The organism is Albidovulum sp., assembly GCF_008933605.1.
GTDB lineage: Bacteria > Pseudomonadota > Alphaproteobacteria > Rhodobacterales > Rhodobacteraceae > Albidovulum.
In genome coordinates this window covers 34,762-49,657 of record NZ_WBUS01000008.1, presented here as the reverse complement: position 1 = coordinate 49,657, position 14,896 = coordinate 34,762, and the positions used below count along the sequence as shown (strand labels likewise).

15 protein-coding genes are annotated in these 14,896 nt (G+C 67.4%); 13 read left to right on the top strand and 2 right to left on the bottom strand.

The window, feature by feature from the left end:
• From F9K34_RS02300 to F9K34_RS02250, 11 genes are all read left to right on the top strand, one after another.
• The coding region (locus tag F9K34_RS02300) for a UbiD family decarboxylase (protein WP_291334992.1) at positions 1-1,170 on the top strand (1,170 nt) is incomplete at its 5' end.
• Positions 1,167-1,745 (top strand): UbiX family flavin prenyltransferase, encoded by a 579-nt coding sequence (locus F9K34_RS02295; protein WP_291334990.1) that lies wholly within the window; start codon positions 1,167-1,169, stop codon positions 1,743-1,745. The genes F9K34_RS02300 and F9K34_RS02295, both read left to right, overlap by 4 nt.
• Positions 1,742-2,395, top strand: a complete 654-nt coding sequence (ric, locus tag F9K34_RS02290) for an iron-sulfur cluster repair di-iron protein (protein WP_291334989.1) — start codon at positions 1,742-1,744, stop codon at positions 2,393-2,395. Before F9K34_RS02295 ends, ric begins: the two co-directional genes overlap by 4 nt.
• Before the next feature lie 514 nt (positions 2,396-2,909).
• Positions 2,910-4,292, top strand: coding sequence for a serine/threonine protein kinase (locus tag F9K34_RS02285; protein WP_291334988.1), 1,383 nt, complete (start codon positions 2,910-2,912; stop codon positions 4,290-4,292).
• Between the two features lie 14 nt (positions 4,293-4,306).
• A complete protein-coding gene (locus F9K34_RS02280) occupies positions 4,307-5,161 on the top strand; it encodes an FHA domain-containing protein (protein ID WP_291334987.1) in 855 nt (284 codons plus the stop codon).
• Positions 5,145-6,035 (top strand): PP2C family protein-serine/threonine phosphatase, encoded by an 891-nt coding sequence (locus F9K34_RS02275; protein ID WP_291334985.1) that lies wholly within the window; start codon positions 5,145-5,147, stop codon positions 6,033-6,035. The genes F9K34_RS02280 and F9K34_RS02275 overlap by 17 nt, the downstream gene beginning before the upstream one ends.
• Before the next feature lie 232 nt (positions 6,036-6,267).
• Positions 6,268-7,266 (top strand): hypothetical protein, encoded by a 999-nt coding sequence (locus F9K34_RS02270; RefSeq protein WP_291334983.1) that lies wholly within the window; start codon positions 6,268-6,270, stop codon positions 7,264-7,266.
• A gap of 11 nt (positions 7,267-7,277) precedes the next feature.
• Positions 7,278-9,362 (top strand): dynamin family protein, encoded by a 2,085-nt coding sequence (locus F9K34_RS02265; protein ID WP_291334981.1) that lies wholly within the window; start codon positions 7,278-7,280, stop codon positions 9,360-9,362.
• Positions 9,359-10,354, top strand: a complete 996-nt coding sequence (locus F9K34_RS02260; RefSeq protein ID WP_291334979.1) for a hypothetical protein — start codon at positions 9,359-9,361, stop codon at positions 10,352-10,354. Before F9K34_RS02265 ends, F9K34_RS02260 begins: the two co-directional genes overlap by 4 nt.
• A gap of 81 nt (positions 10,355-10,435) precedes the next feature.
• Positions 10,436-10,789: a hypothetical protein gene (locus tag F9K34_RS02255; RefSeq protein ID WP_291334977.1), complete on the top strand. Its 354-nt coding sequence runs from the start codon at positions 10,436-10,438 to the stop codon at positions 10,787-10,789.
• Positions 10,786-11,592 carry a hypothetical protein gene (locus F9K34_RS02250; RefSeq protein ID WP_291334975.1) on the top strand — a complete coding sequence of 269 codons (807 nt, stop codon included), beginning with the start codon at positions 10,786-10,788 and terminating at the stop codon, positions 11,590-11,592. Before F9K34_RS02255 ends, F9K34_RS02250 begins: the two co-directional genes overlap by 4 nt.
• Here F9K34_RS02250 and F9K34_RS19035 read toward each other — a convergent pair.
• A complete protein-coding gene (locus F9K34_RS19035; RefSeq protein ID WP_366557765.1) occupies positions 11,574-11,765 on the bottom strand; it encodes a signal peptidase II in 192 nt (63 codons plus the stop codon). The two genes, F9K34_RS02250 and F9K34_RS19035, sit on opposite strands and share 19 nt — an antisense overlap.
• Here F9K34_RS19035 and F9K34_RS02245 point away from each other — a divergent pair.
• Positions 11,697-12,053 (top strand): hypothetical protein, encoded by a 357-nt coding sequence (locus tag F9K34_RS02245; protein WP_291334973.1) that lies wholly within the window; start codon positions 11,697-11,699, stop codon positions 12,051-12,053. The genes F9K34_RS19035 and F9K34_RS02245 overlap by 69 nt on opposite strands.
• A gap of 39 nt (positions 12,054-12,092) precedes the next feature.
• Here F9K34_RS02245 and F9K34_RS02240 read toward each other — a convergent pair whose 3' ends face one another.
• Positions 12,093-14,333, bottom strand: coding sequence for a heavy metal translocating P-type ATPase (locus tag F9K34_RS02240; RefSeq protein ID WP_291334971.1), 2,241 nt, complete (start codon positions 14,331-14,333; stop codon positions 12,093-12,095).
• Positions 14,334-14,419: 86 nt separating this feature from the next.
• Between F9K34_RS02240 and F9K34_RS02235 the strand changes: the two genes are divergently transcribed.
• Positions 14,420-14,860 carry a MerR family transcriptional regulator gene (locus F9K34_RS02235; protein ID WP_291334969.1) on the top strand — a complete coding sequence of 147 codons (441 nt, stop codon included), beginning with the start codon at positions 14,420-14,422 and terminating at the stop codon, positions 14,858-14,860.
• Positions 14,861-14,896: the final 36 nt, after the last annotated feature.

Here is a 14,896-nt window from a genome sequence, read left to right as displayed (position 1 = left end):
CCCGACGGCCTGCGCGATGCCCTGTCGCGCTGGCCGATGCTCAAGGCGGCGCTGTCGGCCCGCGCCAAGGTGCTGTCGCGCCCGCCGGCGCAGGAAGCGATCCTGCCCGACCTCGCCGACCTGCCGGTGCAGACGCCCTGGCCGGGCGACGCCGGGCCGCTGATCACCTGGCCGGTGGTCATTACCCGCCCGCACGGATCGGAGGCCGGTCAGGTCGGGCGCTACAATCTCGGCATCTACCGCGCGCAGGTGATCGGGCCCGACCGGCTGATCCTGCGCTGGCTGGCGCATCGCGGCGGCGCGGCGCATCACCGCGGCTGGGAACGGGCGGGAGAGCCGATGCCGGTCGCCGTGGCGCTTGGCTGCGACCCGGCGTTCCTCTTGTCCGCCGCCCTGCCGCTGCCGGAAAGCGTGTCGGAACTGACCTTTTCGGGGGTCCTGCGCGGCGCCCGGGCCGAGATCGCCGCGGCGCGGACGGTGCCGCTGATGGTGCCCGCCCACGCCGAGATCGTCGTGGAGGGCTGGGTCCATCCCGGCGAGACGGCACCCGAAGGCCCCTTTGGCGACCACACCGGCTACTACAACGCGGCGGAGCCCTTCCCCGTCGTGCGCGTGAGCCGCATCACCTGCCGCCGCGACCCGCTCTACCTGTCCACCGTCACCGGGCGGCCGCCGGACGAGCCCTCGGTCATCGGGGAGGTGTTCAACGACCTCGCGCTGCCTGTCGTCCGCGCCCAGATCCCCGAGGTGCAGGACCTCTGGCTGCCGCCGGCCGCCTGTTCCTACCGCATGGCCGTGGTGAGGATCGCCAAGCGCTATCCCGGCCAGGCGCGGCGGGTGATGATGGCGCTTTGGGGGATGCTGCCGCAGTTCAGCTATACCAAGCTGATCGTCGTAGTGGACGACGACATCGACGCGCGCAACTGGGACGATGTGCTCTGGGCCATTTCCACCCGGATGGACCCGGCGCGTGACCTCATGACGATAGACGGCACGCCGATGGACTACCTCGACTTCGCCTCCCCGCGCGAGGGGCTTGCCGGCAAGCTGGGCATCGACGCCACCACCAAGATCGGGGCCGAGACCACGCGCGACTGGGGCCGGGTGATGGCGCTCGACCCAGCCCATGAGGCGCGGGCGGCCGAATTGCTGCGCGGGGTGCTGCAATGAGCCGGGTCGTGCTGGGCGTCTCGGGCGCCTCCGGCGCGGCGCTGGCGCTGGATTGCGCGCGGGCGCTGCGCCGCTCGGGGGCCGTGGTCGATCTGGTCCTATCGCCCATGGCCGAACGCACCCTGGCGCTGGAGATCGGCCCCGATGCGCGGGATGAGCTGGTTTCGCTGGTCCACCGGCTGCACCCGGTGATCGACCTGGGCGCCGCCATCGCCTCGGGGTCGTATCCTGTCGCCGGCATGATCGTCGCGCCCTGTTCGATGCGCAGCCTGGCCGCGATCGCGCAGGGCCTGGACGACAATCTGCTGACCCGCGCGGCCAGCGTCCAGCTCAAGGAACGCCGCCCGTTGGTGCTTCTGGCGCGCGAGGCGCCGCTGACGCTCGCCCATCTGCGCAACATGACCCTTGCGACCGAGATGGGCGCCATCGTCCTGCCGCCGGTTCCCGCCTTCTACCTGCGCCCCGAGACGACGGCGCAGATCACCGCCCAGATCGCTGCCCGCGCGGTGGATCTTCTGCATATCGCCCCTCCCGGCGCGCGCGCCTGGAACCCAAACGAAGGAACCCTGCCATGATTACCCTCTCTCCCGACGCCTGCGTCGGCGACATCGCCGACCGCCTGCCCGGTGCCGCCGAGGTCTTCCGTCGCCATGGCATCAGCTTCTGCTGCGGCGGCAAGTCCTCGCTTGTCGAGGCGGCGAATGCGGCCCACATGCCGGTCGCCGACCTGACCGGAGAGCTGCAGGCCCTTATCGACGGCGCCGCCACTGATGCGCCCGAGGAGACGGGCGCCCTGATCGACCACATCCTCACCCGCTACCACGAGGTGCACCGGGCCGAGTTCGACTGGCTGATCCCGCTGGCGCAGAAGGTGGAAACCGTGCACGGCGACCATGACGAGGCCCCTCTTGGCATCACCGAGGCGCTGATCGCGCTGCGCGACGACCTTGCGAGCCACATGGCCAAGGAGGAACAGGTGCTGTTCCCGATGATGAAGAACGGCGGCCACCCGATGATCACGCATCCGATCGGGGCGATGCGGCACGAGCATGACACGACGACCGACCTTCTGCGCGGGATCGAGCATGCGACTTACGGCCTGCACCTGCCCGAGGGGGCGTGCCGGTCCTGGACCGCACTCTATGCCGGGCTGGCCAAGCTGTCGGAAGACGTGGTCCGCCACATCCACCTGGAAAACGACGTGCTGTTCCCGCGGTTCGAGTGACCGCGGTCAGGCGCGCCGTGCCCTGAACCGGGGCGGGGCGCGCAGGCCGAGGCGCGGAGAGGTTCGGCGGGGTGCCAGGGAGGCGGCCCGCCGCTCAGCCCGCGCCCTGCGGCAACGGCTGCCTGGCCGCCCGGTGATCACTCCGGCGGGCAATCCCGGGGGTAACGCCGCCGCCCAATTGCCGCGCTGGATTCACAAGATGTGTCCCTCAGGGGATTTTCGGAACCGAGCCCCATGGAGCCTCAGCCGGATTGCGTCGAGGGGCACGGCACCAGGCGAAAGCTTGTTCGCGGTCTCGCTCGTGGTGCTCAATCCCGCTCAAGATTGTGCGCATCCGGCAAAAGCGGCGCGCTGCAAGAGGCATCAATCGGCAGACTTATATCGATCTTGTTCCTGCGTGGCCAACATCCACCAGTTTGTTGCCATCTTTCGGGCGCATTTTCTCACGACTGTGTCGGATAGTTGACGGCCTTCGGGCTGTGCATTTCTGTCACCATTCACCCAGGGAACAGAATTGGACGAGTCGGCGAACATAGGGGTTGTCGGTCAACTCGATTCCTTCGGGGACGAATTGTCACCCGGGACGGTATTGTGCGGGGGGCAATACACGATCGAATCCTATCTGAATTCCGGCGGGTTCGGGATCACATACCTCGCGCGCGACAGCCTTGGCCGCAAGATCGTCATCAAGGAGTGCTTTCCCGGAGCGATATGCTGCCGCACGCGCAGGACGGTACGGCTCCGCTCCAAAAGCAGTGCGCCGGAATTCAGCAAGATTCTCGACCTGTTCGAAAAGGAAGCCCGCGCCCTATCGGAACTGCAGCATCCCTACATCGTTGGCGTTCACCAGATCTTCAAGGACAACGACACCGCCTACATGGCGCTAGACTTCGTTGACGGACGCGACCTGCTCCAGGTGATCGAGACGGAACCGGGCCGGCTCGACCCCAAAGAGATCAAACAACTGCTGATCAAGGTGCTCGATGCCGTTGCCTACATGCACGACCACGACATCCTTCACCGCGACATTTCCCCCGACAACATCCTCCTTGAAGCCGACAATTCGCCGGTCCTCATCGATTTCGGCGCGGCGCGGGAAAGCGCGACGCGGGTGAGTCGGGTTCTCTCGAAGGTTCTGACCGTCAAGGACGGCTATTCGCCCCAGGAACTCTACCTCGCAGGGAGCGAGCAGGCGTTTTCCAGCGATCTCTATGCGCTAGCCGCGACGTTCTACCATCTGGTGTCGGGACACGCGCCGCCCAGCAGCCAGATGCGGCTGGCGGCTGTGGCGAAGAACCTGAAGGACCCGCTGGACCCGCTGACCCCCGTGAAGATCAGGGGTTACGACAACTATTTCCTCGACGCCATCAACCGCTGCCTCAGCATATTCCCGTCCGAGAGGCTCCAGAATGCAGCGGAATGGCGCGACCTGATCGATACCGAGCGGCGCCAGCTGCGGCTGCTGGAAGAGGCCCGGAACGACCTCGAAATGGAGAGGCGCATTGCTCAGCTCGTCCAGGATTCGCAGCGCCAGTCGCCGATCGAGTCGCCTGCCGAGCCGTCCGCGCCGCTGCCGGAATCCCCTGCCCCGCCACCTGCTCAGACCGTGGCAACCCGGAGCGCTTACTCGGCTGCGGGCCGCGTCAGCGCCGGTGCGCCGCCCGACGAAGCCGCACCTGATCTGGCCGAGCCGGATCCAGAAACCGTCACGGAGATTCCCGTTTCCGCGATGTGGAATGTCGTTCCGCTGGATGAGCCCGCCGACGACCTTGAAACCGACGAGGCCGAAGTTCCCGAACGGCAAGAGACCGTGCTCGGCCGGTTCTTCGCCGGTTCGTACATCTTCCGCGTTTTCGGGGCCACCCTCGGCCCGAAGCTGAAAGAGGTGAGCAGGTGAGATATCTGAGAGACGTGATTGTACGCAAGCGGCCGCTGCCTTCGTCCGCGCCCCGAAGCGACGCCGATGGATCGGAGCAGGTTTCAGACTTTTTCGATCTCGATGCCGTGCGCGAGAGACTCCAGGAACTCGAAGGCGCCGTGGAACCAGTGCCTGAAACACCTGCCGCTCTGCCGCAAGTGGAGAGATACGGCCCGGTCGGCGCGACAGCCGATCCCCCCCCGAAGAAGCAGATATGGGACATAGAAGAAGCCGACCGCGACGACGGCGCCGCGCTGCCGACACAAGGGCAGACACGGCGCGCCGCCGCTGACGAGCCTTCGGAAGCAGCGCAGATTGCGCGAGTTCGCACCGGGTCGGATCAAGACCTGACCAAGGGCCCCGCAGCCATAGCCGCGGCGCGGGTGAAGACCCGGATCATCGGATTCCACGCGGGCGGGGTGAAAGACGACGTGTTCGCCGCGGAACGGGCGGCGCCGGCAACGAAGGGGCGGTTTCCCGCCGGCTGGCTCGTGATTGTCGACGGCCCCGGACGGGGCACGTCGTTCACGATCGGTGCAGGCGTCTCGACCATCGGCCGAGGTGCCGACCAGACGGTCTGCCTGGATTTCGGCGACACCAGCATCTCGCGCGAGAACCATGCCTCGATCGCCTACGACGACGAGCAGAACAGGTTCTTCGTCGGCCACGGCGGCAAGTCGAACATCGTTCGCAGGAACGGCAGTCCCGTTCTGGCCACCGAGGAACTCGCTGATGCCGACCTGATCCGGATCGGCAAGACGACGCTTCGTTTCGTCGCCCTCTGTGGTCCGGATTTCACCTGGGGCTCGACGGAAGACAGGCAGGACACCGATGGCCCCGAAAGCTGAGATCGAGATCGACGCAGCCTCCGCGCTCGACCGTGGCGCACGGTCGCGCCAGGAGGACGCGCTCGCGACCTCGTTTGCACAGGGTGCCGAGATCGGCTTCGCGGTGCTGTCCGACGGCATGGGCGGGCATGCCGCGGGCGACGTGGCGAGCCGGATCATCGTCGCCGAGATCTTCGCCGACCTCACCCTGCGGATTGCGGATCCGGATTTGTCCGAGACGAACATACCGAAGTTGCTGCGCAGTGCCGCGAATGTCGCCAACCACCGCATCCGCGCGCGGATCAAGGCGGCACCCGAAACTGCCGGCATGGGCGGCACGGTGATCGTGGCCGTGATTCTGGCGGGCCGTCTCTACTGGATATCGGTCGGGGACTCGCCGCTCTATCTCTATCGTGACGGCAGGCTGTCACGCCTCAACGACGATCATTCGATGGCGCCGCAGATCGACCTGATGGTCAGGAAGGGCCTGATCGACCCGGAAATCGGCCGCAACCACCCGCAGAGAAATTGCCTGACCTCCGCTCTGACCGGCGATGAAATCAGCGTGATCGATTGCCCGGATGAACCGTTTGCGCTGCAAGACGGCGATCTGGTGCTGGTCGCCAGCGACGGGCTCCAGTTCCTTCCGGACGAAAGGATAGAGCTGGTTCTGTCGCGTGCGGCCGGCGTGCGCAGCGCCTCGATCGCCAACGCCTTGATCGCAGAGGTCGCGGCGCTTGGCGATCCGGAACAGGACAATATCTCGGTGGTCGTCCTGAAGGTCTCCAACCCGACGGCCGAAGTGCGTCCGGCGGGGTGGCTGTCGCCGTCGACGATGCTGCGGGCGTGGAGCGGCGCGTTCTCATCGACGCGGCACCTGAGGACAAGGAGCTGACCCCGTGGCATCGCTTGCGCCCAGCACCCGGAAGACTCTGGAAGACCTCGAGGCCGTACTCGCCTCCGCCGCGATCCCCCCGCGAATTGCCCAAAGCTGCGAGCGTCTCGTCGAACGACTGCGCCGACCGATCCGCGTCGGGCTGATCGGGTTCGAGGCCGAACAGCGCAAGCACCTGCTGACCGCCCTCATCGGGACCGAAGTCCTGCCGGCACGGACGGCCTGGCCCACCATGGAAATCGGCTTCGCAGAGCGCGCGCACACGCGGGCAACGCTGGCGGACGCGAGCACACTCGCCGCGGATGGAATGCCGATGGGCGACCTGCTTGAGCGCGGTGCGGTCTTCCTGAAGATCGGAGCCCCGCTTGAGCCGTTGCGGCGCATGACGTTCCTCTATCTCTCAGCCGGCGAGGACGCGGCGGAGCAGTCGGCGGCACTCCGCTGGGCCGCAGGCCGTATGGATTTCGCCCTCTGGTGCACACGGGACTTCGCGCCTCTTGAGGCCCGGATCTGGAGTTCGGCCGCACTTGAGTTGAAAAACCACGCCTATCTGCTTGTCTTCGGTCCTCAACCCGCGATGGGCGGCCTGCGCGATCGGATGCCGCCGGATTTCGAGCGCGCGATTGTCCTGCCGCTCGCCCATGCCGCGCAGGGGAGCGCCGCCAGCGACTTGCAGGCGGGGGCGCAACGGCTGCTCGGGCAACTCGCCGCCGACATCGACGAGGGGCTTGCCGAAGACCTCGATGCGGCGCGGCTTCTCCTTCATCGGTGTGGTCAGGAGATCGCCGCGCCCAAGCCGGAACCGCAACCGGAACCATCGGCCGAAACGCCCGTTCACCCGACCCCGGGGCAGGCCGATCGGCCGGAGAGCGCGGAAATGGCCTGCATGGTCGATCTCCTGTCCGAGCCGCTCATCTTTCTCAAGCGCAACGCGCGCGACCTCTTCGAGGCGATGGAATGGCACGACGCGGACTCCGCCGACTGGGCCGACGAAGTCCTGGAGCGTTGCTGTCAGGTGACCGACGGCCTTCGAGACCGTGCGGCGGATTGGCCGGAGGACGAGGGCGCGGCCAGGGCGCTCCGGGGGCTCGTCGACGATGCCGCCGACATGGCGACGCTGCTGCAGATCGAGGGCGGTCCCGCGCAGGCAGCCGATGCCGCCGCATTGCTGCTCCAACTTCGTTCCGCATTCGAGGCACGTCTGGTCCGGCCGGCAACGCCCCTGAACTAAGGAGATCGACGATGAACGCCGAACCAAGAAACACAGGGCAGGACGACGCCACGTCGGCCGAGGGCGACCTGATCCGATCGGCGTTTTCCGGGTTGCAGGCGTTCGCCGAGCGCATCCGCAAGCTCGAAACCGCGGTGGACGCGATCGCCGATGCCGGCGGGGACACAGCGCAGGCAGCCACACGAAAGCTCAAGCGCCAGATCCGCAGCTTTGAGCCATCGGTGACGATGATCGGCCAGGTGAAGGCGGGCAAGACCACCCTGGTGAATGCGTTGGCGGGCTGGCCGGGCCTCCTGCCCGCCGACATCAACCCCTGGACCTCGGTGGTGACGTCGCTTCACCTCGATCCCGCGACACGCAGCGGCTCGGGGAAGGCGAAGTTCCGCTTCTTCGACGAGGATGAATGGGACCGCCTGCTCAACCGCGGGGGGCGCGTCGGCGAGCTTGCAGCCCGCGCGGGCGCGCACAAGGAACTCGAAAAGGTGCGGCGCCAGCTTGAGGAAATGCGCGAGAAGTCGCGCCAGCGGCTTGGCAAGAAGTTCGAGTTGCTGATGGGGCAGGAGCACGAATACGGCTACGTCGATCAGGAACTGGTGCAGCGATATGTCTGCCTCGGCGACGATCTCGGCGGCAACACCTCCGCCGACCAGAAGCAGGGGCGGTTCGCCGACATCACGAAGTCGGCCGATCTCTATCTCGGGCAGCCGGACCTGCCGCACCGGCTCTGCATCCGCGACACGCCCGGCGTGAACGACACGTTCATGATCCGCGAGCAGATCACCGTCAACGCCATCCGCGAGAGCCGGCTCTGCGTCGTGGTGCTTTCGGCGCATCAGACCCTGTCAACTGTCGACATGGCACTGATCCGCCTGATCTCCAACATCCGGTCGCGCGAGGTCATCATCTTTGTCAACCGGATCGACGAACTGAACGATCCCGTCCGCGAGACCGAAGAAATCCGCACGAGCATCGTTGCCACCCTCAAGGCCCTGAACGGTCCGACCGATGCCGAGATCATTTTCGGCAGCGCGTTCTGGGCGGTTCACGCTCTGTCCCAGGTCTACAGGGATCTTGGAAAGGCGAGTTCGAAGGCGTTGCTCGAATGGGCCGAGCACAAGTTGCGCTCCGGCGAGGTGCCCGGAACGGTGCACGAGACGATCTGGAAGATATCCGGCATTCCGGCGCTCTGCGAGGCGATCTCCTCCCGGATCGACTCCGGCGAAGGTGCCGAGTTTGAGGAACGCATCGTCCGCTCGGCGCGGAACATCGCGACCAGCATCGAGGCCTCGCGGCAGGTCATGTCGAAGCGGATGGAAGGCGACGCGGTCACGCCCGTGGCACCCGCCGATATCGGCCGCGAAGTCGACGCCATCGCGCGGCGCAGCCTCGATCTTCTCGACGCCGAGATGGAGAAGCTGATCTCGGGGCTCGACGGCCGGCTCACGGGCGCGCGGCGATCCTTCCTCGGCCGCGCCACGGCCTCGCTGATCCGCCACCTCGAAGACTTTGGCGATCACGAGATCTGGACCTACGATCCGGCGGGTCTGCGGCTGCTCTTGAGTTCGGCCTACCGGGTCTTCACCGCTAAGGCGATGAACACGAGCGAGAAGATCTTCGCGGCCGCCGCCGCCGATATCCGGACACTCTATGTCGGAGCGTTCCAGCTTAGCGAAGACGCCGCAACGATCGAGGCGCCGGTGGTGCAGAACCCGCCTCCGCCGGTCATCCTCGGCAGCACGATCGCGCTCGACGTGAAGGGAAACTGGTGGACGAACTGGTGGCGCCGCCGCCGAAGCTACCAGAGTTACGCCGAGGAATACTCGGCGCTGATCGACGCCGAGATCGAACCGTTCCTCGTCTCGCTTCGCGCCGATCACGCGGAGGTCTATGCCCAATCCGCACGGCAAGTCCTCAAGGACTTCATCGACGCCCAACGGGCGCACCTGCTCGATCTCGCGAACCAGACCGAGATCGGGGTCGACACACTTCGGGAACGCGCCGAAGCCGTCGCCACGGGTCGGCGGGATGCGCTGAGCGAGACTGTCGTGTTCCTGTCCGAACTGAAACCACGAAGCGAATGGAGGGCTGCGGAATGACGGCCGAACTGAAGTCGGAAACTCCGGTGGTGCCGCGGAAACCCCGGGTCGTCCTGATGGGCGAATTCAGCGCTGGCAAGAGCACGCTGGCGAACCTGCTGCTGAACGAGACGTTTTCGCCCGTGCAGGTGACGGCAACGCAGATGCCGCCGATCTGGTATTCGCTGGGCGACGCGCCCGCGATCCGTATCGCGATGGACGGGTCGGAAGAGCCGCTCGACTCCGCGGGGGCTGACACGGTCTCGGTCCGCAGCACTCGCGCCATCCGGAAATTCGTGCAGGCAGACATTCTCGAAGCCTGCGACCTCATCGACATGCCGGGCAGTTCGGATCCGCACATCACCGAAGACATCTGGCAACGCATGTTGCCGCTGGCCGACGCGGTAATCTGGTGCACGCCCGCAACACAGGCCTGGCGCCAGTCCGAGGCGGCGTTGTGGGAAGACGCGCCGGAGCGCCTCTTCCCGCGCAGCCTGCTTCTGGTCACCCGCATCGACAAGGTCCTGTCGGGGGACGACCGGCGGCGCGTGCTGGGTCGGGTGCAACGTGAAGCGGGGCCGATGTTCCGCGAGGTCATTCCGGTTTCTCTCATCGAGGCCCAGGACGCCGACGGCGATCCCGACGCCTGGCGATCATCGGGCCTTGAGGCGGTCCTGGTCGGGCTGGAGAAGATCATCATCGACCTCGAAGAGACGCTTGCCGACGAACCGCAGGCCGACGCGTCCGACATCTTTGCCTTGGCGCCAGCGGAAGCCGATGACGTTGACGCACACATCGAGGCGACGACTCCCGTGCGACTCCGCCCCGCACCGGATGAGGCTGCACAAGAATGGCCGGTCACCGCCGAGACCCGGCCGGACGAAGCCGCGCCACCGGCGACAGGCGGGCAAGCGCCGGTCGGCAGGATCGTCCCGCGGCGCGTCGTGTTGCGCCCGGAGGAGCAGGGGCCGAGCCGACGTCCGCGACTTCCTGCCTCCGCGTCGTTGATCTAGCAGCGCCCGCTTTGGGTTGTCGCGCCGGCCGGGTTGGCGCAAGATCGCGTTCTCCATACCGAAGATCGAAGCGGCCAGCCGATGACCCCAAGTGCGCTCAACGCCTTTCGCCGCAAGCTCACCGACTGCGAGCTCGCGGTCTATGTGGACCTTGAGTCGCGGACCGTTCTCAGTTCGGACGGCGCCCTGCATTTCCCGCAGGAATACCTCGACGCGCTTTGCGCCTGTGCCGCCGACCTGCTCGCTTCAGGCCCGAAACGGGAGGGGCCGGTCGAACACGTGCTGTTCCTGTCGCCGACGGGAAGTCGCATGTTCTTCAGGAACCTTGCAGAGCCGAACGAAGCCCTGTGCTGCATCTGCGCAGCCGAGGTCGCCGTCGGGACGCTGATCGACACGGCCCGCGCAGCCCTTGCCGGTGAGGATCCCGCCGAATGAACGACTTCGAGCGATTGAAGGCGATGCTTCGGCGTTCGGCGCGGGACGGTATGGCGCGACCGGGGCCGGTTCGATATGCCTCCTGGTCGGAGGGCCTTGCCCGCATCCTCGAACAGGTCGATGTCGCGGTTCTTGGCCGGCGCCTGAGCTTCGAGTTCGACGATGGGTCGCGGCTCGCCTGCGAGGCGTCAGGCCGCCGGCTGGTGCGGCTGCTGACCCCGCCACCACCCGGGCTGACGGCTGAGCAGATGGCGCTGTTCGACCGCGATGAATTGGCCTTCGACGACGTTCGCGCGGTTTCCGTCCTCTTCCGTGGGCTCTGCGAGAGAGGCGCCGGGTTCGCCATGACGGCGGAACCGCTCGGCGAAGGGGGCGGTCCGGTGCGGGGCGGCGTCGATCCGACCGCCATCTCCGAGGCGGCGGGCCTGCCCGGCGAGGCAAGTCCCGGGAGGGGCGAGGGCACGGGGCACGAGGCGCTCCTTGAGGGACTCCGACCTTTGTTGCAGGCCGTGGTTTTGATCCAGGGCGCGGACTCGTCGCTGGTCCTCGGCGAGGGCGACGAAGCGGCGTTTGTCGTCGACTGGGTCGAGAGTTCGCTCAAGGAATTGCTGTCGCCCGGCTTTCCGCTGCTTGGAACGCTCGAGACGAATGGGCTTCTGGTCTTCGCCTTGCCCGAGAGGTCCGGTCGACACCTCCTGGTTGCAGGTCGGCGCGGCAACCTCCTGGTCGCAGCTATCAAGCACTGCGACGTGGAGGCTACCGTCGATCTCTGGCGGAGGACCTGTCAGGGCAATCCGGCTTGAGGCGGGGATGACGCTGGACAGGGTCCGATCATGACCATGCCCGATCCCGCATCGCAACGTCGTCGATCGCCCCTGTAGAGGTCGACGAAATCGGTGACGGCGCCATGCCGCGCGCGGTCGACGGCGTTGCCTGCCGCGCCGCCCGCCACGCCACCCCGCCAGGACGTTCCCATCGACATCTGGGCGGCGAAGGCAAACATCGCGCCGAGACCGGCGACGAAGACCCCGATCAGGCCGGGAACCACGGCAGAACCTTCGGTCCAGAGCGGATCGACCTTGTGCAGGCCCGGCAGGGCCGGCCAGAGAAGCGACCCGAAGAAGGCGAGGACAAAGGCCGCGCGGAAGCATGCGGCGGCAAGCCGGTCGCGCCCCCGGGCGGGCGCGAAGAGCCAGATTGGCCGACCTGCCGCCTACGCCGCGAGGGCGCTGCCACAGAAGAACAGCGCCAGATACCCGAATAGAAGGGCCAGCGCGGCCCAGCCGAACCCCGAGATCATGTCTCACGCCTCCCGCTCCGGGTTGAACCGCAGCAGGCGCAGCGCGTTCAGCGTGACGAGCACCGTTGCCCCGGTGTCGGCGAGGATCGCGATCCAGAGGCCCGTCAGCCCGACCACCGAAGTCACAAGAAACACGGTCTTGAGCCCGAGCGCCATTGCCACGTTCTGGCGGATGTTGGCCATGGCGGCACGGGCAAGGCGGATCTTGGCTGGAATGTCCGTCACCCGGTCGCGCAGGATCGCCGCGTCGGCGGTTTCCAGCGCCACATCGGTGCCCGAGCCCATGGCGACACCGACGCTCGCCTGCTTCAGCGCCGGGGCGTCGTTGATGCCGTCGCCGATCATCATCACGTCCCCCTGCGCACCGTTCCTGCGGATGAAGGCGAGCTTGTCCTCGGGCAGCATGTCAGCCTCGAATGCCAGGCCGAGGGACCCGGCAATCGCCGCCGCCGTCCGGGGATTGTCGCCGGTCAGGATCACGGGGGTCAGGCCCATGGCCTTGAGTTGCCGCACCGCCTCCTGCGCATCCCCCCTCGGCTCGTCCCGCATCGCGATCAGTCCAAGCGGGGTCTTGTCGCGGAATACCGCGACGGCCGTCTTTCCCTCCTCCTCGAATGCCGTCGCCCGGCGCAGGCCGGACCCGTCAATTCCACCCAGGTCCATTGCCGTCCGGGGCGAGGCAACCCAGGCGGGCGCACCGCCCACGGTCGCGACCACGCCCTTGCCCATCAGCGCCTTCGCGTCGGTGGCCGGCAAGGGCGCGATCCCCGCCGCCTTGGCCTTCGCCAGGATGGCCAGCGCGAGCGGATGGCTCGACCCGGCTTCCACACCAGCCGCCACGGCCAGCAGGCCGGCCTCGGCCGTGGTGCCGAAGGGGACGACATCCGTCACCTGCGGGCGGCCGAGGGTCAACGTGCCGGTCTTGTCGAAGGCGATCCAGTTCACCCTGGCCGCAGCCTCGACCACCGCCCCGCCCTTCATCAGAAGCCCCCGCCGCGCGCCCGTCGAGAGGGCCGAGGCGATCGACGCCGGGACCGAGATCACCAGCGCGCAGGGACAGCCGATCAGCAGGAGCGCAAGGCCGCGATAGACCCAGGTCTCCCACGGCTGGCCGAAGCCCATGGGCGGCACCAGCATCACCAGCGCCGCGACGGCGACGATGGCGGGCATGTACCAGCGGCTGAAGCGGTCGATGAAGCGTTCGGTCGGAGCGCGCGCCTCCTCGGCCTCCTCCACCAGCCGGATGATCCGGGCGATGGTGTTGTCCTCGGCCCCCTTGGTGACGCGCACGCGCAGCGCGGCCTCGGTGTTGATCGCCCCGGCAATGACGGCATCGCCCACGCCCCGCGTCTTCGGCACGCTTTCGCCGGTGACCGGGCTTTCGTCGACGCCCGATGTACCCTCGACGATCTCGCCATCCGCCGGGACGCGGTCGCCCGGACGGACGAGGACGATCTGACCGATGCCAAGGCTCGCCGCCGGCACCTCGCGCGCCGTACCGTCGGCCTCGACGAGCGCGGTCTTGGGCACGAGGTTCGCGAGCGCGCGGATGCCGTCGCGCGCCTTGCCCGCCGCCACGCCCTCCAGCACCTCGCCCACGGCGAAGAGGAAGACGACCAGCGCAGCTTCCTCCGCCGCGTCGATGAAGAGCGCGCCGATGGCGGCAATGGTCATCAGGCTTTCGATGGTGAAGGGCTGCCCCACCCTCAAGGCGGCAAGCGCGCGCCGCGCCACCGGGGCGACCCCGATCAGACAGGCGGCGACGAAGGTCCAGCGACCGGCCTCTGGCACCAGGGACCCGACGATCCATGCCGCGCCCAGAAGCAGGCCGGTGAAGATCACCAGCCGCCCCTTGGCCGTCTGATGCCAGCGCTTGCCGCGGTCGGCGGGGTCGTCGTGCACATGGCCGGGGCTGCCGTGACCGGAATCGTCCTGCGGAGCGTGTGCGTGACCGTCGCCGCTCGCCTTCACCGGATCCGTGCCGGGCAAGACGAAGTCCCTCTTCGCCGATGCGGTGCGCGGCGCGATCCCGTAGCCGAGCGCGCGCACGGTGCTTTCTATCCTCTCCCGGCCGGTCTGCGCCTCGTCCAGCGTCAGACGCAGGCGTTCCGACATGATGGCGACCTCGACACCGCTCACCCCCGGCAGGCGTGCCACCGCATCCTTGATCTTGGTCGCGCAGGATCCGCAGTCCATGCCGGACACGGTCCAGTCGCAGGCGATCTCATCCGTCGCTTCACGCATCGTTTCGTCCCGGCCCCGAGGGCCTGTTGTCTTCATCGATTCGAAAACCTAATCTCTCTAGCGACCATAGCTTCAAGGGATATCCGATGCTGACAATCGGAAAACTCGGCACGCAGGCGGGCGTGAAGGTCCCGACGATCCGCTATTACGAGCAGATCGGCCTTCTGCCCGAGGCGGAACGCAGCGCGGGCAACCAGCGGCTTTATGGCCGCAGGGCGCTGGAACGGCTGGCCTTCATCCGGCATGCCCGCGACCTCGGCTTCTCGCTCGGCGCCATCCGCGACCTGCTCAGCCTGTCGGACGATCCTGACCAGCCCTGCGCCGCCGCCGATGCCATCGCACGCACCCAACTGGCCGAGATCGAAAGCCGCATCGCACGGCTGACGGCGCTCAAGGTCGAACTCCAGCGCATGCTGGTCCAGTGCGCGCATGGCACGATAGCCGACTGCCGCGTCATCGAGGTTCTGGGCGACCATTCCCTCTGCTCAACCGACCACCGCCATGCCGAGAGCGAGGCGGCGCCATGACCGCACCTGCCTGATCGGCGCAGCGATCTCGCCTTC

Bases quoted from the DNA above. Each gene is read 5' to 3' on its own strand.
- F9K34_RS02270 (WP_291334983.1), top strand. From the start codon at position 6,268: ATGGAAATCGGCTTCGCAGAGCGCGCGCACACGCGGGCAACGCTGGCG.
- F9K34_RS02295 (WP_291334990.1), top strand. From the start codon at position 1,167: ATGAGCCGGGTCGTGCTGGGCGTCTCGGGCGCCTCCGGCGCGGCGCTG.
- F9K34_RS02255 (WP_291334977.1), top strand. From the start codon at position 10,436: ATGACCCCAAGTGCGCTCAACGCCTTTCGCCGCAAGCTCACCGACTGC.
- F9K34_RS02245 (WP_291334973.1), top strand. From the start codon at position 11,697: ATGCCGCGCGCGGTCGACGGCGTTGCCTGCCGCGCCGCCCGCCACGCC.
- ric (WP_291334989.1), top strand. From the start codon at position 1,742: ATGATTACCCTCTCTCCCGACGCCTGCGTCGGCGACATCGCCGACCGC.
- F9K34_RS02235 (WP_291334969.1), top strand. From the start codon at position 14,420: ATGCTGACAATCGGAAAACTCGGCACGCAGGCGGGCGTGAAGGTCCCG.
- F9K34_RS19035 (WP_366557765.1), bottom strand. From the start codon at position 11,765: ATGGGAACGTCCTGGCGGGGTGGCGTGGCGGGCGGCGCGGCAGGCAAC.
- F9K34_RS02265 (WP_291334981.1), top strand. From the start codon at position 7,278: ATGAACGCCGAACCAAGAAACACAGGGCAGGACGACGCCACGTCGGCC.
- F9K34_RS02250 (WP_291334975.1), top strand. From the start codon at position 10,786: ATGAACGACTTCGAGCGATTGAAGGCGATGCTTCGGCGTTCGGCGCGG.
- F9K34_RS02240 (WP_291334971.1), bottom strand. From the start codon at position 14,333: ATGCGTGAAGCGACGGATGAGATCGCCTGCGACTGGACCGTGTCCGGC.
- F9K34_RS02275 (WP_291334985.1), top strand. From the start codon at position 5,145: ATGGCCCCGAAAGCTGAGATCGAGATCGACGCAGCCTCCGCGCTCGAC.
- F9K34_RS02260 (WP_291334979.1), top strand. From the start codon at position 9,359: ATGACGGCCGAACTGAAGTCGGAAACTCCGGTGGTGCCGCGGAAACCC.